Below are 21,817 nucleotides of genomic sequence, written 5' to 3'. Positions count from 1 at the left end.
GGCCGCCCCGACAGCCACACCCATCCAGGCCTCAGCCAGCCGGCCGTACCACCACCCCTGCCGCTCGAAGCGGCGCGGCACCACCGCAGGGAGACCTCATGACCGACCCCCGCCCCCGCACCGTCCTCGTCATCGGCGGCGGCGCCTCCGGCAACGCCGTGACCGTGCTGCTGCGGCGCGCGGGCATCACCGTGGACCTGATCGAGGCCAAGCCCGACTGGAACGTGCTCGGCTCCGGCATCACCCTCCAGGGCAACGCGCTGCGCGTGCTGCACGAGTTGGGCGTGTGGGACAAGGTCCGGGAGAGCGGCTACGCCTTCGACTCCGTGGGCCTGGCCGCGCCCGACGGGCACGTGTTCCACGTCCAGCGGGACATCCGTACCGGCGGAGAGGATCTGCCCGCGACCATCGGCATGCAGCGGCCCCGGCTCCAGGAGATCCTGTGCGAGGCGGTCCGGGCCAGTGGTGCGACGGTCCGCCTCGGTACCACCGCCGACGTGCTGGCGCAGGACGAAAGGGGCGTCACCGCACGCTTCAGCGACGGCAGCGAGGGCCGCTACGACCTCGTCGTCGCCGCCGACGGTCTCAACTCCCTGACCCGCGCGATGATCGGCATCGGCGAGAAGCCCGAACCGACCGGCATGGCCATCTGGCGCGTCGCGGCGCCCCGCCCGGCGAGCGTGGAGCGTACGGACCTGGCCTTCGGCGGGCCCTGCTACATCGCCGGCTACTGCCCCACCAGCGAGAACACCATCTACGCCTATCTCGTCGAGGCCAACCGCGACCGTGCCTCCCTCGACCCGGCCTCGTTCGCGGACGAGATGCGGCGCCTGGCAGCGCCGTACGGCGGCGCCTGGCCCGAGATCGCCGCGAGCATCACCGACCCCGCCAAGGTCAACTACACCTGGTTCGACCGGCTGCTCGTCGAGGGTTCCTGGCACCGCGGCCGGGTCGTGCTGGTCGGCGACGCCGCCCATGCCTGCCCGCCCACCCTCGCGCAGGGCGCGGCCATGTCGCTGGAGGACGCCTCCGTCCTGGCCGAACTGCTGAGCGACCAGGAGTCGTGGGACTCCCCCGACTCCCTCGACGACCTGCTGACCCGCTACCACCAGCGCCGCATCGACCGTGTGCGCATGGTCGTCGAGGCCTCGGTGCAGCTGGGCCAGTGGCAGCTGGACGGCGTCCGTGACGCCGATGTCCCCGGCCTGATCGGCCGCACGATGTCCGCCCTGAAGGAGACCCCGTGACGGCCCTGGACACCCCGGACACCCTGGCCACCACGGCAGCCCCCACCATCGACGTCCACGCGCACCTCCTGCTTCCGCAGGTCGAGGAGGCCGTGGCCGGACACCCCGGGCTGACCGCCGCGCGCAGTCTCGACGCCCGCCGCAACGGCCCCGAGGCGCTGGCCGTCAACGGCCCCATGGTCCGCGACCGTATCCCTCGGCTGACCGACGTCAAGGCCCGGCTCACCGCGATGGACGCCTCCGGCATCGACGTCCAACTGGTCTCGCCCTCCCCGTCGCACTACCACTACTGGGCCGACGGGGACCTCGCCCGCACGGTGTGGGAGCTGGCCAACGCCGGGACCGCCGCGCACGTCGCCCAGGCCCCCGACCGGCTCCTCGGCCTCGGTCTGGTGCCGCTCCAGCATCCGGCGCTGGCCGTGGAGGCGCTGGACCACGCCCTCGCGCAGGGGCTGCGGGGCGTGGAGATCTCCTCGCACGCGCCCGGCCTGGAGCTGTCGGATCCGGCGTACGCCCCCTTCTGGACGCGCGTCGAGGAGACCGGCGCCGTGCTCTTCCTGCACCCCTTCGGCTGCACGCTCGACGAGCGCCTGGACCGCTGGTACCTGTCCAACACCGTCGGCCAGCCCACCGAGAACGCCGTCGCGCTCTCCCACCTGATCTTCTCCGGCGTGCTGGACCGCCACCCCGGCCTGAAGGTGATCGCCGCGCACGGCGGCGGCTACCTGCCCACCCACATCGGCCGCTCCGACCACGCCTGGCGGGCCAGAACGGACACGCGCGGCTGCGCGTCCGAGCCGAGCAGCTACCTCAAACGGCTGTACTTCGACTCGCTCGTCCACGACCCGCACGTCCTGCGCGAACTGATCCGGGTGGCCGGCCCCGACCGGGTCCTGCTCGGCTCGGACTTCCCCTTCGACATGGGCACCGAGGACCCGGTCGGCGCGCTGCGCGCCGCCACGGACCTGCCCGACTCCCACTTCCACGCCGTACGCGGCGGCAACGCGGCAGCGCTGCTGCACCTCTCCTGAGGAGCCCCGAGATGACCGACGCCCTCCCCGACCGGCCGCACAACCGCCTGCTCACCCACCTGCGGCACGTCGACCTCGCCGTGCCCGACTACGACAAGCAGCTCGACTTCTACGCCGGAGTCTGGGGCCTGACCAAGGTCGCCGAGGACTCGGGCATCTCCTTCCTGGCCGCCGAGGGCAGCCCCGAGCAGTACGTCGTGCGGCTCCGCAAGGCGGACGAGAAGCGGCTCGACCTCGTGTCCTACGGCGCCGCGTCGGCCGCGGACGTGGACACGCTCGCCGAGCAACTCCTCTCGACAGGAGCGCAGTTGATCTCGCAGCCGGGCAAGGTCGACACCCCCGGCGGAGGCTATGGCTTCCGCTTCTTCGACGGCGACGGCCGCACCGTCGAGGTCTCGGCGGAAGTCGAGGCCCGGCGGCACCGGCGTATCGAGGAGAAGGAAGCCATCCCGGTCCGCCTCTCCCACGTCGTCCTCAACTCCCCCGACCTCGACGCCACCCGCGCCTGGTACGAACGCCATCTCGGCTTCCGGCTGTCCGACACGCTCAGCTCCCCACACATGGGCGAGGTCATGCACTTCATGCGGATCAGCAACCAGCACCACTCGATGGCCCTCGCCAAGGGGCCGCACACCTCCCTGCACCACGTCTCGTTCGAGATGCGCGGCCTGGACGAGTACATGCGCGGCTCGGGGCGCGTGATCCGCTCCGGCGCCCGCAAGATCTGGGGGCCGGGCCGGCACATGGCGGGCGACAACACCTTCACGTACTTCCTCGACCCGCACGGCAACACCGTCGAGTACACAACGGAGTTGGAGGAGCTCGACGAGGACACCTGGCATCCGCACGTCTACGACTTCTCCCGGCCCGAGGTCACCGACCAGTGGGGCACGGCGAACCCGATGAACGAGCTGGTCGCCAAGGAGTCCTTCAACGACGTCGATCCCGGCGTCTTCGTCGCCCCACCGGTCTGACCCCCCACGGGTCCGGGGGGCACGGAACGGTCCGTGATCCACGCCCCGACTCGCCCCCGGTCCACCCCTCCACCACACCCCAGGATCGCCATGCGCTTCGCCACGTACGAACACCACGGCCGCCGCGACGTCGCCACCGTGGATGACGACGGCACCCTCCACCCCTTCCCCGGCCACGCCTCGCTGCTGGACCTGCTCCGGGCGGGCCCCGCGGCGCTGCGCGAGGCGGGCGACGCCGCGCGGGCCGCGTCGGGGGGCCCGCACGTCTCGCAGGTACGGCTGCTGCCGCCTCTCCAGCCGCCGTCCGTACGGGACTTCGTCACCTTCGAGGAGCACGTCGAGGGCGTACGGCGCAGCATCGACAACACGGCCGGTGTCCCCGACGCCTGGTACGACGCGCCGACCTTCTACTTCACCAATCCGTACGCCGTCATAGGCGCCCACGACGACGTGCCCGTGCCGCCCGGCTCCTCGGTCCTGGACTTCGAACTCGAAGTCGCCGCCGTCATCGGCCGCGAGGGCCACGACCTCACACCCGAGCAGGCCCGTGACCACATCATCGGCTACACGATCTTCAACGACTGGTCCGCCCGTGACCTCCAATCCGCCGAGATGAGGGTGGGGTTGGGCCCCTGCAAGGGCAAGGACACCGCCGCCACCCTCGGCCCCTACCTGGTCACCGCCGACGAGCTGGAGCCGTATCGGGACACCGACGGTTTCCTGCGGCTGGCGCTGACCGCCTCGGTGAACGGCGAGGTGGTCGGCGAGGACCTGCTGTCCCACATGAGCTGGACCTTCGAGGAGATGGTCGCCTACGCCTCGCGCGGCACGTACGTCCGTCCCGGCGATCTGCTCGGCTCCGGCACCTGCGGCAACGGCGGCTGCCTGGCCGAGCTGTGGGGCGTACGCGGACGCCAGGACCCGCCACCCCTGAAACCCGGCGACACCGTCACCCTCACCGTCGAGGGCATCGGCACCGTGTCCAACACCGTGGTGCCCGGCACCGGACCGGTACCGGTCCCCCGGGCCCGCAAGCGCACGCGGACGCGCCCGTGAACCGCGGGGCCGCGAGCAGGCTGGACGGCAAGGTCGTCGTCGTCACCGGAGCCGCGCGCGGGCAGGGCGCGGCCGAGGCCGAGGCGCTGACCCGGGCGGGGGCGGTGGTCGTCGCCACCGATGTGACGCAGGCTCCGGGTTGTCTGTGCCTGGACGTCACCGAGCCGAAGGAGTGGGCGGCACTCGCCGAAAAGCTGCGTCGCAGGTACGGAGAGGTCCACGGCCTGGTCAACAACGCCGGCATCACCTGGCGCGCGCGGTTGCAGGAGGTCACGCCCGAGGACTTCGCCCGCGTCCACGCCGTCAACGTCACCGGCCCGCTCCTTGCCATCCAGCACCTGGCTCCGCTGATGCCGCCGGGCTCGTCGATCGTCAACGTCGGCTCGTCCGCCGGGCTCACCGGGCACTACCCGGTCGCCTACACGGCCAGCAAGTGGGCGCTGCGCGGCCTGTCGAAGGCGGCCTGTGTCGAGCTGGGCCCGCGGGGCATCCGCGTGAACACCGTCCACCCCGGCTTCATCGAGACCGAGATGACCGCCTCCGCCGCGCCGGCCTTCCGCGAGGCGAACATCCGTGAGACGCCGCTGGCCCGCACCGGCACCGTCGACGAGATCACCCCGCTGGTGGTCTTCCTCCTCTCCGACGACGCCTCCTTCATCACCGGCGCCGAGATCCCCGTAGACGGCGGCTTCACCGCACACGGCGGCGCCAAGTCCATCTCCGACGCCCTACGGCCGGCCTCCGACCGGCCTTAGCCCGAAGCTGCCGATGCAGTTGTTGCGGTGGTGCACCGCCGCCTGCCACGAGTTGCCGGGCATCCGGCAGTGCTCGACGTACTCCTCGACCAGGTCGTCTGCCAGCGCCTGTATTTACATTTCCAACTTCAAGACGTACTCGCCTCTAGTGCTACCGAGGGCGGTGGCCGGACGGCAAACCCTGTGGCATCCGCGCCCGCGCGAACGGCAGGGGCATGCGCCCTGGTTCGCACGTCACGTCCAGGACCCGGCCGTTCGCTCGGGCCCCCGGTCCAGACAGGTTGTTCAGTGGTTTCGGCGTGCCACCGTCGGCGTCGGGCCGAAGGTGTCGGCAAGGCTGGTCAGGATGGAGCCCGGCCAGTTGTTCGCTCCGAACACGCTGGCCGGCATGGCGAGTACGCCGCACTCGCGTCGGAGCGTTTCCGATGGGATGTCGACCGGGAAGAAGTAGTTGCCGGGGGAGGTACGGCTCGCGGTGGGGATCGCGCCGAGCACTTCGTCCGGCAGCTGTTCGAACAGGCGCTCAGCTCGTGCGGCCAGTTCGTCGACGACCTGGCCGGGTACTCCGCTGTGCTCGGTCAGCAAGCGGTCGGCGAGCCTCAGCTGTGCCGCTGCCGGCGGGTCCGCCCGGAACGCTTCGGCCCATCCGGCTTGCTCCGGCCCCAGCAGGACCACGCCGAACGTGCGTGGCCACAGCCATCCCTTGGTGACCGAATGCAGCAGGACCGCACGGCCGGTGTCCAGCAGTCGCCGTGTGCCGGAGGCGAACGGGGCCCCGAGGTCGTAGACGCTGTCGATCAGCACGCGGCGGCGAGGTGACTCCCGCAACCACGAGATCACCGCGGCGCATTCGGCATCGGACAGGTATCGGCCGAGCGGCTTGGTGGGGTTGGCGAGGAGCAGGTATGCGGGCCGGTGGTCCGCCGGCGCCTGCGGCAGGGCCGGCGCCGGCAGTGTCGGGTACGCCTCGGGCACCAGGCCCGCGGCGTGGGCCAGCTCGAAATAGACCGGGTACACGTCGCTGGGCAGCCACAACCGCGCTCGCTCGGCGCGCAGTCCCCGGAAGACCGTACCGAGCCCGTGGCGAACCCCTCGGCAGACCATGGCGCGGCCGGACCACTCTTCCGGCAGCTCGAAGCGCCGCAGCCAGGCACGGGCGAGATCGCAGCGGTGCACCGTACGCGCGTCGGTCGGCGTTTCCGGTCGCAGCGGAGCGAGCGCCCCGTACACGTTGGTCTCGGCGGCGTCCAGAAGTGACGTGGAAGCGCTGAGTTGCCGCTGCCGGAAGTCCTGGAACTCGTCGAACCTCATGCAGCCGCACCTTCCGTCACGATCTCGCTGGCCCGGTCCTCCAGGGAGGCGTAGCAGCGTCCGTCGGCCATGACGTTCCAGCTGCGTGCGATCCCGCTGGTGCGTTCCCAGAGCAGGCTGGGCTCGGTGTAGGCGGCGATCCGCATCGGCCGTCCGTCCCAGCTGCCGTGGTAGACCGGCGCGCCCCAGGGCAGGCGGTCCGCCAGTGCGAAGCCGTGCCGCTCAGCGAACCGGGTGACGACGGACAGCGACACCTGGTGTTCTCGGCTCCAGACATTGGCGGCACGGTCGAAGTAGAGCGACTCGGTGCTGGTGGATACGTAGAGCTCTTTGAAGCAGACTTCCTCGACGCCGAGACCCGCGGCCCACGACAGGTAGTCGGCGACCCCGGCCGCGTCGGCGACGCCGCCGTGCTGGAGCACGCAGATCAGCCTCATCCGCAGCCCCGGCCAGCGGTCACGTTCCGCGCGCCAGGTGTCGATCACCGCGCTCACCGGGGTGCGCAGCATCATCAGCCGCTCGCTGACGGCGTCGTCCTGATGATGCCGGGAGACCGCCAGCACGCTCAGGCCCGCGCCGCTCAGGGCTGCGAGGCGGCCGGTCCGGTCAGCGTGCTCGCCTTTCGCCAGGGTGTGCGCGTTGGTGATCAGGACGACCTTCGGGAAGGCCGCCGAGCAGGCGGTCACCAGTCGCAGCTGCTGTTCGAAGGGTATGAGCGTGGGTTCCCCGCCGCCGGTGATCACCGCACGCTCGGCCCCCGCCGCGCGGGCACGCTCCAGCCACTGGGTGACCGCGTCCCACGGCACCCGTGCCGGCGCCTGGTCGCTGGAGATCGAGGCTGCGGAGAAGCAGAACGAGCACCGCGCCTGGCAGGCGGAGGCCACCGGCAGAACCGAGACCGAGCGCGGCCGTGTGTCGGCGTAGTGACGCAGTGCCGATCCGTGCAGGTGCAGGGAGGCCGCCATGGCGTCCTCGACGGTCGTAGGGCGCAGAGTGACCTCGTCGCCCGGCTGGTCGAGTTCATGGACTGCCGACAACCGGATGCGTGCCTCGTGCAGTTCCATGCCGAGACCGGTCGACACGTTGGGCACCAGCGTGTCGGGGTCCACCATCGTTTCCAGCACCAACAGCCGGTCGCCGGGGATGGCCAGACGGTCCAGCAAACGTGTCGCCTTGCCGATGCCGATTCCCAACTCCGCGCGGGTCAGCAGGTGGAACCGGTCGGGATAGGTGCTTTCCGGAATTCCGGCCTTGCCGTACGCGTAGGCGTACTTGTCGAAGCCCTTCGCGAAGTTCGACAGCACGATGACGTGGAAGCGCTGGTCACTCTGGTTCATCCCGTCATCATGCATGAACGGGTCCCGGACGCCAGGGGCCGAGCCCAGGCGGGACGGGGGTGCGTGCGCGGCGCTCCCCGCGGGGCGGTGGGCGGCGGAACCCGACGCGGTGACCAGGAGGCGCAGAGGTTCCCGTCCGGGCATATGGGGCATCATCAACTCCGATTCCCCACTCGCACTTCAGGGAGCCCCCACATGCTCCGTGGCATCGATGTCAGCGCCTACCAGTCCTCGTCCTACGACACGGACGGATACTCCTTCGTCTTCATCAAGGCGACGGAGGGCCGCTCCTACATCAACCCGAAACTCGCGGCCCAGACCAAGCACGCCCGTGACGCCGGCCTGGTCGTCGGCTTCTACCACTTCCTGTGGCCCGGGAACCTCACCGCCCAGGCCGAGTACTTCGTCAGACACGCCCCCGAGAAGGAGGGCGACATCCTCGCCGTGGACTGGGAGACCACCGGCGAGGGCACGCACGCGTCGAACGCGGAGAAGGACCAGTTCATCCGCAAGGTCAAGCGGCTGCGCCCGAACAACCGGGTCGTGCTGTACGCGAACCGGCACTACTGGCTGACGCTCGACACGACGTCGTACGCCGGTGACGGCCTCTGGATCGCCGACTACGTCTCGGCGGGCAGGCCCCGCATCAAGGCCAAGTGGCGCTTCCACCAGTACACCGACGACCCGCTGGACAAGAACGTCGCCGACTTCGCGAGTAGGACGGCGCTGCGCACATGGGCCGCGAACGCCTGACCGGCGCCGCGCTCGTAGGCTTACCCCATGGGTGGGACGATCGCTGCGGTCAGCAGCAACGGAACGTATTCATTCAGCAAGCCGAACCGGGAGAGCATCACCTTGCTCGCCGGGTTCGGGGTGGAGGGGGATGTTCACAGCGGGGCGACGGTGAAGCACCGTTTCCGGATGAGGAAGGACCCTGCCCAGCCCAATCTCCGGCAGGTGCACCTCCTGCACGAGGAACTGTTCGAGGAGGTGCGGCGGGCCGGGTTCGAGGTGTCGGCGGGGGAACTCGGGGAGAATGTCACCACGCGGGGGGTCGACCTGCTCGCGCTGCCCCGGGGGACGCGGCTGCGGCTCGGGGAGACCGCCGTCGTCGAGGTGACCGGGCTGCGCAATCCCTGCGCGCAGATCGACGGATTCCGGAAGGGTCTGATGAAACAGGTCGTGGGACGGGACGAGCACGGCCGGCCCCGGTTCCGGTCCGGGATCATGGGCATCGTGGTGACGGGCGGCGTGGTGCACCCCGGGGACCCGGTGGACATCGGCCTGCCGGCCGGCCCGCACCAGGAGCTGGACATCGTCTGACACACGGTCTCCGAGGTGGGCGGCGGTCCTCAGCCGATCCCGGACGGACCGCAGGTCCGGGCCGCGTGGAGCGGCACACCCAAGGAGAGCACGACGGTGACGGCGACCGTGGCGAGCCACACCGCGTACAGCGCTGCGGGCCCCGCCCGGCGACGCGAGATCACCCACGAATCCACGCGGCCGACGATCCGGCGGCCGGCGCGATCAGAAGGCACGGTGCCACCACGTTCCCCGAGATCGCATCCACGGGCGCATTCCCCGTGCAGTAGTCGCTGTCGTTCGTCAGGGCGGTGTCCAGAACCACCAGGAAGATCCCGAGTACCGACGCCGTCCGGGCCACGGCGGCCACCACCCGGTACGGCACCCTGGGCCAGGACCGCGGGGCACCCGCCAGCGCCGCGCACATCAGCAACACGCCCTGCACCGGAGCGACAGTCGCCGGAGGGCAGGCATCGGAGCGGCAGCCGTCGGAGGGGCAGGTCGCTGCCACCGCGCGGCCGGCGCGTGGCGGGGTGTCCGGCTGCGCAGCCCTCGCCCCTCCACATGCTGACGCTCCGTATGGTGCCCTAGAAGTTGCCGCGCCTCTCCTGCTCGCGCTCGATCGCCTCGAACAGCGCCTGGAAGTTGCCCTTGCCGAAGCCGAGAGAGCCGTGGCGCTCGATGAACTCGAAGAACACCGTGGGCCGGTCGCCGATCGGCTTGGTGAAGATCTGCAGCAGGTAGCCGTCCTCGTCGCGGTCGACGAGGATGCCGCGGGAGGCCAGTTCCTCGATGGGCACACGCACGTTGCCGATCCGGGCGCGCAGTTCCGGGTCGGTGTAGTAACTGGCCGGCGTGGCGAGGAACTCGATGCCCTTGGACCGCAGCACGTCGACGGTCCTGATGATGTCGTTGGTGGCGAGGGCGAGGTGCTGGGCGCCGGGGCCGCGGTAGAAGTCGAGGTACTCGTCGATCTGCGAACGCTTCTTCGCGATCGCCGGCTCGTTGAGGGGGAACTTCACCCGGTGGTTGCCACTGGCGACGACCTTGCTCATGAGCGCCGAGTACTCGGTGGCGATGTCGTCGCCGATGAACTCGGCCATGTTGGTGAAGCCCATGACACGGTTGTAGAAGTCGACCCACTCGTCCATGTTGCCGAGTTCCACGTTGCCCACGACGTGGTCGAGTGCCTGGAAAATGCGCTTGGGCTCGCCCTCCGGCTTCACGTATCCGGAGCTGCGGGCCACGTACCCGGGCAGATAGGGGCCGGTGTAACGGGAGCGGTCCACCAGGGTGTGGCGGGTCTCGCCGTAGGTCGCGATGGCCGCGGTGCGGACGGTGCCGTGTTCGTCGGTGGTGTCGTGCGGTTCCTCCAGCACGGTCGCGCCCTGCTTGCGGGCGTGCGCGACGCACCTGTCGACGTCGGGTACTTCGAGGGCGATGTCGATCACGCCGTCGCCGTGCCGGCGGTGGTGGTCGAGCAGCGGGCTGTCCGGGCTGACGCCGCCCTTGAGCACGAACCGGATCGCTCCGGAGCGGAGCACGAACGCGTGGTGGTCACGGTTGCCGGTCTCCGGACCGGAGTAGGCGACCAGCTCCATCCCGAAGACCGTCTGGAAGTACAGCGCCGCCTGCGTCGCGTTGCCCACCGACCAGACCACCGCGTCCCACCCCGTCACCGGGAAGGGGTCGCCCTCGGCGTCGTACTCCACGAGTCCGACCAGCTGCTTGAGCTGCTCAAGGTCGAGCTCCGCCAGCCGCTCCTGGCTAGTGAGGGTCTGCTCGATGCTCATGCGTCATCCCTTTCGGTGTGCGTGTTTCCAGCGCCTGACGGTAGAAGACACCGGACCTCATGCTCTGCACAAGAGTGGCTCTCCGAGCTGTTCAAGCTGCTCAGTTTGCCTCCCTCCCTGGGGTTCCCTCTATACAATCTGCCTAGTCGCGAGCGGATGATCGTCATGATCGCGGGGGTGGCGCGCTGGGCGGGCGACCCCCCGCCCGTCCCGCCCCCTCCGCCCCCCGACGCGGTCAGGCCGTGCTCAGCGACGCCAGCCGCGAGGCCGCCGCCCGCACCCGAGCGGCGACGGACTCGATGTCGAACTCGTGCATGGCCACCACGCCGACCGAGGCACCCACCGCGCCCGGGACCCCGAACCCCACCGCGATCCCGGTGGCGCCCTGCTGGAGTTGTCCCGAGGTGATGCTGTAGCCCAGCTCCCGGGCCCGCACGATCTCCTCGGACTCGTCCGGCAGGGGCTGCCGCAGCGCGAGGATGGCGACGCCGTTCGCCCCCCTTTCCAGTGGATGCCGTACACCGATGCGGTAGCCCACCTGGACCGGGCCCTGCTGGACGGTCGGCTGCGCTCCCGCCACCGGAACGCACTCCCCCGCGCCGTGCGCCAGCGTCAGAAAGGCCGAGGCGCCGGTGGCGTCGGCGAGTTCCTGCAGAACCGGCTGGGCCGCCGGTACCAGCTGATGCTGGAAGCGCCCCGCCAGAATGGCGGCGCCCGCGCGGAGCCGCCCCCGCTTGCCCTGCCGGGAGACCAGCGCGTGCTCCTCCAGTGTCTGCACGATCCGGTACGCGACGGCTCGATCGATCTCCAGTCGCGCCGCCAGGTCCGCCACCGTCAGGCCGTCGGCCGCCAGGGAGATCAGATCCAGAGCCCGAAGCCCGCGATCCAGACCTTGCAGGGTGGCCATCAGCACCTCCTCAATGCCGCGGCGGCACACGCACGCGCGGAAGTCGACAGATCTTCTTCGGGCGCCACGCTAGGCCACGTCACAACGATGGGCGGCCCCGTCCCGCAGACCGGCCTTGACTGAGTCGCCGCCAGGACCCTACGTTCACATCGTTTCCCCCAATGCACAAAAATGTGCGCTGAGCGCACACAATGCGCGGCACCGCCACTCCGCGAACCCGAGGAGAGAGACATGCCCTACTACCACCGGGCGGGCGCGGTTCCGCCGAAGCGTCACACCCAGCACCGGGACCCGGACGGGAACCTCTACTACGAAGAGCTGATGGGCGAGGAGGGCTTCTCCTCGGACTCCTCACTGCTCTACCACCGGCACATTCCCTCCGCGGTGCGGGAGTACCGGGTGTGGGACGTGGGGGACCAGACCCTGGTGCCGAACCATCCCCTGCTGCCCCGTCACCTCGCCACGCACAAGCTGTTCACCGAGGGCGCGTCCGGCATCGACGCGGTGACCGGTCGCAGGCTGCTGCTGGGCAACGAGGACGTACGCCTGGCGTATGTCGTGGCCGACGCGGTCAGCCCGTACTACCGCAACGCGATCGGCGACGAGTGCCTGTACGTCGAGGACGGGCGAGCGCGCGTGGAGACGGTCTTCGGGGATCTGGAGGTCGGCGACGGAGACTATGTGATCGTCCCGAGGGCGACCACGCACCGGATCGTGCCCGACGGGGTCGTACGAATCTACGTGACCGAGGCGAACTCGCACATCGGGCCCGCGCGCCGCTACCTGTCCCGGCGCGGCCAGCTCCTGGAGCACGCGCCGTTCTGCGAGCGCGACTTCCGGCTCCCTGACGGGCCGAGGCTCGTCGACGGCGAGAACGTCGAGGTGTACATCAAGCACCGCGGGCCGGGCAGCGTCGTAGGGACGGTCCACACCCTGCCGCACCACCCCTTCGACGTCGTCGGCTGGGACGGCTGTCTCTACCCGTACGTGTTCAACATCCGTGACTTCGAGCCGATCACGGGCCGGGTCCACCAGCCGCCGCCGGCACACCAGGTCTTCGAGGGCCACAACTTCGTGATCTGCAACTTCGTGCCGCGCAAGGTGGACTACCACCCGCTGTCCGTCCCGGTGCCGTACTACCACTCCAACGTCGACTCCGACGAGGTGATGTTCTACTGCGGCGGGGACTACGAGGCGCGCAAGGGCTCAGGAATCGGCCCGGGCTCCCTCTCCCTGCACCCGGGCGGCCATCCCCACGGTCCCCAGCCGGGTGCCATGGAGCGGTCCATCGGGGCGGAGTTCTTCGACGAGCTCGCGGTCATGGTCGACACCTTCCGTCCCCTCCAACTCGGCGAGGCCGCTCGCGCGGCGGACGACGCGACGTACGCCTACTCCTGGGAGCAGAACCGATGAACGCCCCACATGACCCCGGGGCGCCGGTCCTCCCGGTGCTCGCCGGCCTGTTCGACGACGCGGCGGTCTTCCCGCCCGGCAGCCTGCCCCTTGAACAGGCCGTCCCCGCCCATGTACGGCACACCCGCAGCGCGCACGCGGAGCTGGTCGGCGCGTTCGTCCTGGCCGCCCGGGACATCGCCCGGCTAGCCGAGCTGACCGCCGCCCTCCCCGAGCACTCCTTCGGCCTCTCGGTGACCGTCGCGCTCCCGGATGTCTCCCACGCCCTCGCTGCGGCGCGCCGGATCCCGGCCGTGCGACTGGTCGGCCTGGAGGTGGCCGTACCGGACGGCGTCGGCGCCGACACGGTCGTGCCCGCGCTGGCGGAGTCGATCGACGACGACACCGGCCTCACCGTCTATGTCGAGGTGCCGCGCGACGCCCGGCGCGAGCCGTTGCTCGCCGCGCTCGCCGGGACTCCTTACCTGGCCAAGTTCCGGACCGGAGGCGTACGCGCCGACCTCTACCCCGACGAGTGCGAACTCGCCGCGACCGTCCTGGCCGCGGTGCGGGCCGGGGTGGCGTTCAAGGCGACGGCTGGACTGCACCACGCCCTGCGCACCACCGACCCGGAGACCGGATTCGAGCAGCACGGGTTCCTCAACCTGCTGGTGGCCACCGACGCGGCCGTCCGAGGTGCCGAGGAGGAGGAGTTGGTCCAGCTGCTGGCCGACCGTGACGGCGACCGGATCGCCGCGCGGGTGCGCGGCCTGTCGCCCCGAGTCCGTGATCTGTTCCGCTCCTTCGGCACCTGCTCCGTGGCCGAACCCGCCGCCGAGTCGGCCGCGCTGGGACTCCTGCCCGCCACGACGATCGCCGACCTGACCGAGGTGTCCGCATGACCAGCACCACCCCGTTGACCGTTCCGGCCGAGTCGCTGTTCGGCCTGACCAACCTGCCCTACGGCGTCTACTCGCTGCCCGGGCGGGAGCCGCGCGTGGCGACCCGCTACGGCGACCACGTCGTGGACCTGGCCGTCCTGCTGGGCGACGACGTCTTCGCCCGCCCGAGCCTGAACGCCTTCATGGCGCAAGGCCACACCCGCTGGGTCGAGGTCCGGGCCGCGATCACCGAGCGGCTTCGGGGCGAGGTTCCCGCCGAGGCAGTCCACGACCTGGGCGCGGTGACACTGCACCTGCCGTTCGAGGTCGCCGACTACGTCGACTTCTACGCCTCCGAGCACCACGCCTCCAACCTGGGGAGGCTCTTCCGGCCCGACAACCCCGACCCGCTGATGCCGAACTGGAAGCACCTTCCGGTCGGCTACCACGGCCGCGCGGCCTCGGTCGTCGTCTCGGGCACCGACATCGTCCGGCCCTGCGGGCAGCGCAAGGGCCCTCAGGACCCGGCGCCGGTCTTCGGACCCTCGACCCGTCTCGACATCGAGGCCGAGCTCGGCTTCGTCCTCGGGACCGGCAGCGCCATGGGCTCCCGCATCGCCGCCGAGGACGCGGAGCGCCACATCTTCGGGGTGGTGCTGTTCAACGACTGGTCCGCGCGTGACATCCAGGCCTGGGAGTACGTCCCGCTCGGTCCCAACCTGGGGAAGTCGTTCGCCTCCACGATCTCCCCGTGGGTGGTGCCGCTGCTCGCCCTGGACGCCGCCCGGGTCCCGGTCCCGGCCCAGGAGCCGGCCGTGCTGCCGTATCTGCGGATGGAGCGGCCGTGGGGCCTCGACATCGATCTCACGGTCTCCTGGAACGGCCAGACGGTCTCCCGGCCGCCGTACGCCGCGATGTACTGGTCCCCCGCCCAGATGCTGGCCCACCAGACCGTCAACGGGGCGCCCTCGCGCACCGGTGACCTGTTCGCCTCCGGCACCGTTTCCGGTCCGCAGAAGGATCAGCGCGGTGCCTTCATCGAGCTGACCTGGGGCGGCAAGGAACCGATCACCGTCAACGGTCGGCAGCGCACGTTCCTGGAGGACGGGGACGAGATCGTCCTGGCCGCCACCGCGCCGGGCGCCGACGGAACCCGTCTCGGCTTCGGCGAGGCCCGCGGCCGGATCACCGGCGGCAAGCGGGAGGCGTACTGAGTCAAAGGTGGGCTCGGCCGCGGGAGCGGTGGCCGACAACGGCCGGCGCGGGCAGCCGCGAGGGCAGGACAGGATTCGTCCTGCCCTCGCGGCGTCCGGCCGAAGCGGCCACGCTGGTCATGAGCCCACACCGGCGGACTTCCGCCGGGCGAAGGAGCTGATCGCCATGACGAACCAGGTGACATTCTCGGTCCCTCCGGTCCGACCGGTCCAGGTGAACGCGCGTATCGACGCGCCACTGTCCCGATGGCTGTGGCTCGTGAAATGGATCCTCGCCGTCCCGCACTACATCGTGCTGTTCTTCCTGTGGATCGCCTTCGGCGTGGTGACGGTGATCGCGTTCTTCGCCATCCTGTTCACCGAGCGTTACCCTCGCACGTTGTTCGACTTCAACGTGGGGGTGATGCGCTGGAGTTGGCGGGTCGCCTACTACGCGCACGACGCCCTCGGCACCGATCGGTACCCGCCTTTCAGCCTGGGCGAGGAACCGGACTACCCGGCCCGGCTGGACATCGCCTACCCGGAGCGGCTCTCGCGCGGCCTGGTGCTGGTGAAGTGGTGGCTGCTGGCGATCCCGCACTACCTGGTCGTCGGGTTCTTCCTCGGCGGCGCCCACGTCGGCTGGTGGTCAGGCGGCCTGATCGGCCTGCTGACGGTCATCGCGGTCGTGATCCTGGCCTTCACCGAGAAGTATCCGAAGGACCTGTTCGACCTGATCATCGGCCTCAACAGGTGGGTCCTGCGGGTCTCGGCCTACGCCGCTCTGATGACGGACGCGTACCCGCCGTTCCGCCTGGACCTGGGCGGCGCGGAGGAGACCACTCGGGAGACGCGGACCTGATCGCCCGGTATCGGCGACGGCGCCTCGAAGCACGGTCCGGTCCGGTGTCGGGCCGGGCATCCGAGACGCGAACCGGGACAAGTTCGTTCACCGGCTGGACAATCAGCGACAAACGGGGGTGGGTCCGGCACCGGGGCGATGGGATGGCCCGATCGTCAGGGAAGGCGGGGTGGGGGCGGGCATGAACGATTTCGTCCCGGTGGCGCCGGCGCGGCATGCCGGTGCCGCCGACGGAGGGCGCTGCCGCTGCGGTGCGCAAGAGGAACACGACGGTGCGGCGGGGGTGGTCGAGGAGCGCTTCCGAGGGCTCCTGGAAGCCGCCCCGGACGCCATGGTCATCGTCGACGACACCGGGACCATCCGGCTCGTGAACGCACAGACGGAAGCCCTCTTCGGCTACCGGCGCGAGGACCTGCTGGGCCGCCCGGTCGAGCTGCTCATCCCCCATCGCTTCCGTGACCACCACACCCGGCATCGGGACGGCTACGCCGCCAACCGCCAGGTGCGCCCGATGGGCGCCGGACTGGAGCTGCACGGACTGCGCAAGGACGGGACGGAGTTCCCCGTCGAGATCAGCCTCAGTCCCCTGGAGACCGCGGACGGACTGCTGGTGTCCGCCGCCGTCCGAGACGTCAGCGACCGCAAGGCCGCCGAGCGGCGTATCAACGAACTGGCGGCGCTCGTGGAGTCGTCACAGGACGCGATCCTCGCCAAGACCCTCGACGGGCACATCACCTACTGGAACGCCGCCGCCCAGCGGTTGTACGGGTACACCGCCGAGCAGGCCATCGGCCGCCACATGTCCTTCCTGGCCCCGGTGGATCGTGCCGACGAGATCAGCGCGCTCATGGAGGGGCTGCGTCGCGGCGAGAAGGTCGAGCACTTCGAGACACTGCGCGTGACCCGGACCGGAGCCCTGCTCGACGTCGACGTCACGCTGTGGCCGACCAGGGACACCGGCGGCACGGTCGTCGGCGCCTGCGCCATCGTCCGGGACATCAGCGACCGCAAGCGCGCTGAGGCCGAGCTCACCGCCCTGTACGAGCAGCAACGGCACATCGCGCTCACCCTGCAGCGCAGCCTGATGGGCACCCCGCCCGCCATCCCCGGCCTGGCCACCGCGAGCCGCTACCGGCCCGCCACCCAGGGGGCCGGCGTGGGCGGCGACTGGTTCGACCTCGTCCCGCTGGGCGCGGGCCGGGTCGGCGTGCTGATCGGGGACGTCATGGGCCGCGGCCTCGAAGCCGCCGCCGTGATGGGCCAGTTGCGTGCCGCCGCGCACGCGCTCGCCAAGACCGGGATGCAGCCACGCCAGCTGATGCAGGCCCTCGACACCTGTGTCGCCGACCTCGACGTCCCCGACCAGCTCGTCACCTGCTGCTACCTGGTCATCGCCCCCGACACCGGAACCGTGACCGTGTGCTCGGCCGGCCATCTGCCGACGCTGATCACCTCTCCCGGTGCCCCCGTCCGACGGCTCACCACACCGGTGAACGCGCCTCTCGGGGTCGGCGGCATCCTCTACCAGCAATCGTGCGAGGAGATCGCGCCCGGTTCCACGCTCGTCCTGTACACGGACGGCCTGGTCGAGACGCCCGGCAGCGACATCGACGACCACATCGGTGAACTGATCCGGTCCCTCGACGGTTTCTTCGCCCACGACTCGTGCCTGGAGACCGCCGCCGACCATGTGCTCGCCCGACTGCTTCCCGACGCCGAGAGCCACAACGACGACGTCACGCTGCTCCTCGCGCAGTTGCCGGCCGCTCCGCTCGCCGCCCTCACCACCGATCTGCCCGCGGTGCCGTCCTCGGTGCCCGAGGGCCGGGAGTTCCTCTCCAAGCTTCTCGCCTCCTGGGACTGTGCCGGTTCGGGGGAGCACGCGCTGCTGCTGCTCTCCGAGACCCTGACGAACGCCGTCCAGCACGCCGAGGGCCCCATCGGGCTGCAGGTGTGCTGTACCGCGACGGATCTGACGGTCGAGGTCAGCGACCGCAGTCCCCACCTCCCCCAGCCCCGTCTCGCCGCCGAAGACGAGGAGTCCGGCCGAGGGCTGCTCCTGGTGCGTGCCCTGGCCGACAGCTGGGGGGTACGCCCCACGGACCAGGGGAAGACCACCTGGTTCACGCTCAAGCTGTGATCGCCCGCCCGGGAAAGCGGCAGGCCGTAGGACGGCAGGGAGCGCCTCGGTACGGGGTGGCGTGTCCCCCGTGTCGGCCGACACCACCGGCCGTGGTCCCGCCCCGCCGGCACACATCACGTGATCGAAAAGTCCGTTTTCGCTGGTCCGCCGGGTGCACATGCGCCGGGGAGGGAAAGGGGTGATTCTCGAAGGAGACGACGCATCTCACTCGGCACGCCGGCGGCATCCGGACCTCCCCGTATCGGACTCGCTCACCGTCACCACATGCACCGTCGTTTCCAGCTTCGTACGAGACGGAGGCCGCCGCCATGCAACCCGTTGTCACCGTGGGCCTGGACGGCTCACCCGAGAGCCTTGCCGCCGCCCGCTGGGCCGCTGACGAGGCCGAGAAGCGCAAGCTGACCCTGCGACTGCTGCATGCGTGGCCGCTGCTGGTGCCGGAACCGGCCCGCGTTCCCTCGGAGGTCGATCAGAACTACTGGGCGAAGCGTCTCGTCCACACCGCGCGGGCGGAGCTCCAGACCCGCCATCCGGGACTGCTGGTCGTCGGGAGCCTGGTCTCCGACGACGCCCGGAACGCCCTGCTCCAGGCGGCTAGCGAGTCCGAGATGACCGTGCTCGGCTCGCACAGGCTCGAGTCGGTGGAGAGCTACTTCCTCGGAGACATCAGTCTGCCCGTCGTCGCACGGGCCCAGCGGCCGGTCATCCTCGTCCGCGCCGACGCCCGCCAGGGGCGGGCCGGGGACCAGAAACCCGTTCAGGCAGCCGCGAGCCGCGTGGTCGTGGCTCTGAAACTGCACCACTCCTCCGACGAACTGCTGGACTTCGCCTTCCACTCCGCCGCCGCGAGGGGCGTCCCGCTGCTGGCCGTCCACGGACGGAGCGTGCCGCTCCACGCACGCTTGCCCTGGGGTGTGGACCACGAGGTCACCGAGGAACTGACCGGGGACGCGCGAAAGCTGCTGGACAAGGCGCTGCAGCCCTGGCGCGAGAAGTACCCGCAGGTGGAAGTGGACGACAGTGTGCGTCTGGACGGCCACGCCAAGGCGGTCGTGCACGCCGCCGAGGGCGCCTCGCTCCTGGTGGTGGGCCGCAGTGCGCACCGCCACGGCCTGGGGGCCCACCTGGGCCACGTGGTGCAGGCAGCCCTCCATCATGTGCGGTGCCCGGTGGCCGTCGTCCCCCACGGCTGAGGCCGGCTGCCCGCCCGTCGCGCCGAACCTGTCCCGGCACTACCAGCACCTCTCCCCTGCCCGTCGATGTCATGGCGATCGACGTGGCGGTGATGGACGGAGACTGGCGGCAGGAGGTCAGGACCGAGGTCATCGAGCGTGTCCTGGCCGCACTGGCCGACGCCTGCGGCCTGTCGGAGCCGTCGCCCACCTGGTGGGTCGACTTCCGTGTCATCGACGAGGGCAGCTGGGGCTCCAGCGGTGGCGTGCTGTCCGTCCTCTCCCTCCTCGACAGCGGGGTGTTCACCGAGGAGAAGACCAAGATCATCCGCGCCGCGCTCAGCGGGTAACCCCCTCCCGTGCGTCCACGCGCAGCGAGCCGGGGGGTGCGCGGGGCAGCGACCAGTCGCTCCGGGCAGCTCGTCGAGGCGGACGACACCCCGAACAGTCCACTCCGACCGCTCCTCGCCTTCGGGGCCCGGACCGTTCTCCACACCGTGACGACGGGGGCGGCCGGAGCTGCCTCGTCCAGCCGCCGGAGGTGCGCCGCGCCGGACGGGCTGTCACCCGGTCGACGCTCCGGCACCGTCGGGCTTCGCCGTCCGGGGCCGGTGGCGAAGCACCCTGGGCTCCTACCTCTTCCGCAACGGCACCCGCCACACCAGCGTGGTGCCGCCGCCGTCGGTCTCGCCCAACTCCAGTCGGCCGCCCATCTGTTCGGCGCGCTCCGCCATGTTCCGCAGTCCGCTGCGGCGGCCGTCGGCCGGGAGGCCGACTCCGTTGTCGACGACCGAGAGCCTGACGTCCCGGCCGTCGGTGAAGAGCGCCACCTCGGTCCGGTCCGCGTGGGCGTGCCGGCCGACGTTGGTCAGGGCCTCGGAGAGCACCGCGACCACGTGGTCGGCGATCTCCTTCGGCACATCGGTGTCCAGCAGGCCCTCCATGCGCACGCTGGGGGCGAAGCCGAGTACGGGGGCCGTCTCGCCGACGAGTCGCACGGCACGGGCCCGCAGGCCTGCCTCCGCCGCTCCCTCGCGGGTCCGCAGACCGAAGATCGTCGATCGTATGATCTTGATGGTCTCGTCGAGGTCGTCCACCGCCCGCACGACACGTTCCGACGCCTCCGCGTGCTCGATGAAGCGGCCCGCGCTCTGGAGGGTCATCCCGGTGGCGAACAGCCGCTGGATCGCCAGGTCATGCAGGTCACGGGCGATCCGGTCGCGGTCCTTGAGCACCGCGACCTCCTCGGCCTCAAGACGGCGTTCCGCCAGCTCCATCGCGATCGCCGCCTGCGCGGCGAAACCCCGCAGCGGATCGATCTCCTTCTCCGTGAACGGCGTCTGCCCGGACTCCCTGACCAGGAGGAGAACACCACGTACGCCGCTCTCGCCCGTGCCGACGGGCACGGCGACGGCCGCTCCGAGCCCGGCGATCCTCGGTGCCTCGACCGGGACGCGCTTGTCGTGGGTGACATCCGCGCTGGTGACAGCGGTGACCCCGGAGAACGCCTCACCCATCAAAGTGCCGTCCACAGGCAGGACGAGGCCCTGGAAGACCTCCGCCTCCTTGCCCAGAGCCAGCTCCACCGCGAGCGAGTCCGTGTCGCCCAAGGGCATCGCCACCACCGTGAGGGCCGCTCCGGTGATCTCCCGTGCCCGGTCGGCGATCAGACCGAGCACCTCGGCCCGCTCGCCCCCGGACATCAGCCGGTGCGTGATCTCGGCGTTCGCCCGCAGCCAGCGCTCCCTCAGCCGGGACTCCGCGTACAACCGGGCGTTGTCGATCGCGACTCCGGCCGCCACCGCCAGGGTGAGCGTGACCGAGACGTCCTCCTCGTCGAAGTGGGCGCCACCCCGCTTCTCGGTCAGATACAGGTTCCCGAAGACCTGCTCACGCACTCGGATCGGGACTCCGAGGAAGGTGTTCATCGGCGGATGGTGGGGTGGGAAGCCGTACGAGGACGGGTGCTCGGAGATCTTCGCCAGGCGCAGCGGCTCGGGGTGGTGGATCAGCTCGCCGAGGATGCCGTGCCCCTCCGGGTACGGGCCGATGCGGGCGATCCGCTCCGCGCTGACGCCAACCGTGTGGAAGGCGGACAGTCGCCTGCCGTCGGGACCGATCACGCCGAGGGCGGCGTACTCCGCGTTGACGAGAACCGCGGCGGCTTCGACGATGCTGCGAAGGGCCTGCTCCAGATCCAGCTCCCGGCCGACCGACAGCACCGCTTCGAGCAGGCTGTGAACCCGGTCCCGGGTGCCGCGGGCGGCGTCCAGCCGGGCCTGCAACTCCTCCAGAAGCTCATCCAGCCTCAGCTGCGGCAGCCGGATCCGGGCTTCCTCGGGACTTCCCACCAGCGCTCCTCAAGGCCCCCTGACAACGCACGGACCTCCGTCGGTCCGGTCGTGTGCCACGGTAGTACCCGGCCGGGGAGCGCGGTAGCGAGTCGCTCCAGGTGGCAGGC

Annotated in this window: 21 protein-coding genes; 14 read left to right on the top strand and 7 right to left on the bottom strand. The window is 70.7% G+C overall.

The window, feature by feature from the left end:
* Positions 1 to 98 precede the first annotated feature (98 nt).
* From STRBO_RS0122125 to STRBO_RS0122105, 5 genes are all read left to right on the top strand, one after another.
* Positions 99 to 1,247 (top strand): FAD-dependent oxidoreductase, encoded by a 1,149-nt coding sequence (locus tag STRBO_RS0122125; protein WP_005473666.1) that lies wholly within the window; start codon positions 99 to 101, stop codon positions 1,245 to 1,247.
* A complete protein-coding gene (locus STRBO_RS0122120) occupies positions 1,244 to 2,278 on the top strand; it encodes an amidohydrolase family protein (RefSeq protein ID WP_005473667.1) in 1,035 nt (344 codons plus the stop codon). The genes STRBO_RS0122125 and STRBO_RS0122120 overlap by 4 nt, the downstream gene beginning before the upstream one ends.
* A gap of 11 nt (positions 2,279 to 2,289) precedes the next feature.
* On the top strand, positions 2,290 to 3,252 hold the full coding sequence (locus tag STRBO_RS0122115; protein WP_005473668.1) for a VOC family protein: 963 nt from the start codon (positions 2,290 to 2,292) through the stop codon (positions 3,250 to 3,252).
* Between the two features lie 90 nt (positions 3,253 to 3,342).
* Positions 3,343 to 4,308, top strand: coding sequence for a fumarylacetoacetate hydrolase family protein (locus STRBO_RS0122110; RefSeq protein WP_005473670.1), 966 nt, complete (start codon positions 3,343 to 3,345; stop codon positions 4,306 to 4,308).
* Positions 4,305 to 5,063, top strand: a complete 759-nt coding sequence (locus STRBO_RS0122105; protein WP_005473671.1) for an SDR family NAD(P)-dependent oxidoreductase — start codon at positions 4,305 to 4,307, stop codon at positions 5,061 to 5,063. Before STRBO_RS0122110 ends, STRBO_RS0122105 begins: the two co-directional genes overlap by 4 nt.
* A gap of 285 nt (positions 5,064 to 5,348) precedes the next feature.
* Here the strand turns inward: STRBO_RS0122105 and STRBO_RS0122100 are convergent, their stop codons facing one another.
* The gene (locus STRBO_RS0122100) at positions 5,349 to 6,374 is read right to left on the bottom strand and encodes an aminotransferase class I/II-fold pyridoxal phosphate-dependent enzyme (RefSeq protein WP_005473672.1); all 1,026 of its coding nucleotides are present in this window, start codon (positions 6,372 to 6,374) and stop codon (positions 5,349 to 5,351) included.
* On the bottom strand, positions 6,371 to 7,711 hold the full coding sequence (locus tag STRBO_RS0122095) for a radical SAM family protein (protein ID WP_028796789.1): 1,341 nt from the start codon (positions 7,709 to 7,711) through the stop codon (positions 6,371 to 6,373). Before STRBO_RS0122095 ends, STRBO_RS0122100 begins: the two co-directional genes overlap by 4 nt.
* Before the next feature lie 195 nt (positions 7,712 to 7,906).
* Between STRBO_RS0122095 and STRBO_RS0122090 the strand changes: the two genes are divergently transcribed.
* Positions 7,907 to 8,464, top strand: coding sequence for a glycoside hydrolase family 25 protein (locus STRBO_RS0122090; protein WP_005473685.1), 558 nt, complete (start codon positions 7,907 to 7,909; stop codon positions 8,462 to 8,464).
* A 27-nt stretch (positions 8,465 to 8,491) separates the two neighbouring features.
* Positions 8,492 to 9,034: an MOSC domain-containing protein gene (locus tag STRBO_RS0122085; RefSeq protein WP_005473687.1), complete on the top strand. Its 543-nt coding sequence runs from the start codon at positions 8,492 to 8,494 to the stop codon at positions 9,032 to 9,034.
* A 29-nt stretch (positions 9,035 to 9,063) separates the two neighbouring features.
* Here STRBO_RS0122085 and STRBO_RS45455 read toward each other — a convergent pair whose 3' ends face one another.
* The 4 genes from STRBO_RS45455 to STRBO_RS0122065 form a co-directional block, all read right to left on the bottom strand.
* A complete protein-coding gene (locus STRBO_RS45455; RefSeq protein WP_020114777.1) occupies positions 9,064 to 9,198 on the bottom strand; it encodes a hypothetical protein in 135 nt (44 codons plus the stop codon).
* Positions 9,195 to 9,458, bottom strand: a complete 264-nt coding sequence (locus STRBO_RS0122075) for a hypothetical protein (RefSeq protein ID WP_005473691.1) — start codon at positions 9,456 to 9,458, stop codon at positions 9,195 to 9,197. The genes STRBO_RS45455 and STRBO_RS0122075 overlap by 4 nt, the downstream gene beginning before the upstream one ends.
* A gap of 142 nt (positions 9,459 to 9,600) precedes the next feature.
* A complete protein-coding gene (gene hppD, locus STRBO_RS0122070) occupies positions 9,601 to 10,806 on the bottom strand; it encodes a 4-hydroxyphenylpyruvate dioxygenase (protein ID WP_005473694.1) in 1,206 nt (401 codons plus the stop codon).
* 235 nt (positions 10,807 to 11,041) lie between these two features.
* Complete coding sequence (locus STRBO_RS0122065; RefSeq protein WP_020114776.1) at positions 11,042 to 11,713, bottom strand: IclR family transcriptional regulator; 672 nt, start codon at positions 11,711 to 11,713, stop codon at positions 11,042 to 11,044.
* Positions 11,714 to 11,944: 231 nt separating this feature from the next.
* Here STRBO_RS0122065 and STRBO_RS0122060 point away from each other — a divergent pair, with 231 nt between their 5' ends.
* The 7 genes from STRBO_RS0122060 to STRBO_RS0122025 all read left to right on the top strand — a co-directional run bounded on the left by STRBO_RS0122060 (position 11,945) and on the right by STRBO_RS0122025 (position 19,706).
* Complete coding sequence (locus STRBO_RS0122060) at positions 11,945 to 13,126, top strand: homogentisate 1,2-dioxygenase (protein WP_005473697.1); 1,182 nt, start codon at positions 11,945 to 11,947, stop codon at positions 13,124 to 13,126.
* The gene (locus STRBO_RS0122055) at positions 13,123 to 14,007 is read left to right on the top strand and encodes a hypothetical protein (RefSeq protein ID WP_020114775.1); all 885 of its coding nucleotides are present in this window, start codon (positions 13,123 to 13,125) and stop codon (positions 14,005 to 14,007) included. The genes STRBO_RS0122060 and STRBO_RS0122055 overlap by 4 nt, the downstream gene beginning before the upstream one ends.
* Entirely contained in the window at positions 14,004 to 15,200 is a 1,197-nt protein-coding gene (gene fahA / locus STRBO_RS0122050; protein WP_005473699.1) for a fumarylacetoacetase, read from the top strand. Before STRBO_RS0122055 ends, fahA begins: the two co-directional genes overlap by 4 nt.
* Positions 15,201 to 15,366: 166 nt before the next feature.
* Positions 15,367 to 16,041 (top strand): DUF4389 domain-containing protein, encoded by a 675-nt coding sequence (locus tag STRBO_RS0122045; RefSeq protein WP_020114774.1) that lies wholly within the window; start codon positions 15,367 to 15,369, stop codon positions 16,039 to 16,041.
* A gap of 181 nt (positions 16,042 to 16,222) precedes the next feature.
* Positions 16,223 to 18,181, top strand: coding sequence for a PAS domain S-box protein (locus STRBO_RS43810; RefSeq protein ID WP_167336827.1), 1,959 nt, complete (start codon positions 16,223 to 16,225; stop codon positions 18,179 to 18,181).
* Between the two features lie 311 nt (positions 18,182 to 18,492).
* Complete coding sequence (locus tag STRBO_RS0122030; protein WP_005473702.1) at positions 18,493 to 19,377, top strand: universal stress protein; 885 nt, start codon at positions 18,493 to 18,495, stop codon at positions 19,375 to 19,377.
* A gap of 71 nt (positions 19,378 to 19,448) precedes the next feature.
* Positions 19,449 to 19,706, top strand: coding sequence for a hypothetical protein (locus tag STRBO_RS0122025; protein WP_005473704.1), 258 nt, complete (start codon positions 19,449 to 19,451; stop codon positions 19,704 to 19,706).
* A gap of 282 nt (positions 19,707 to 19,988) precedes the next feature.
* Here STRBO_RS0122025 and STRBO_RS0122020 read toward each other — a convergent pair whose 3' ends face one another.
* Positions 19,989 to 21,707: a sensor histidine kinase gene (locus tag STRBO_RS0122020; protein WP_005473706.1), complete on the bottom strand. Its 1,719-nt coding sequence runs from the start codon at positions 21,705 to 21,707 to the stop codon at positions 19,989 to 19,991.
* Between the last annotated feature and the right edge of the window lie 110 nt (positions 21,708 to 21,817).

Source organism: Streptomyces bottropensis ATCC 25435 (assembly GCF_000383595.1).
Taxonomy (GTDB): Bacteria; Actinomycetota; Actinomycetes; order Streptomycetales; family Streptomycetaceae; genus Streptomyces; species Streptomyces bottropensis.
Note: the sequence above shows the minus strand (reverse complement) of the source record. Positions and strands in the feature narration are given on the sequence as shown.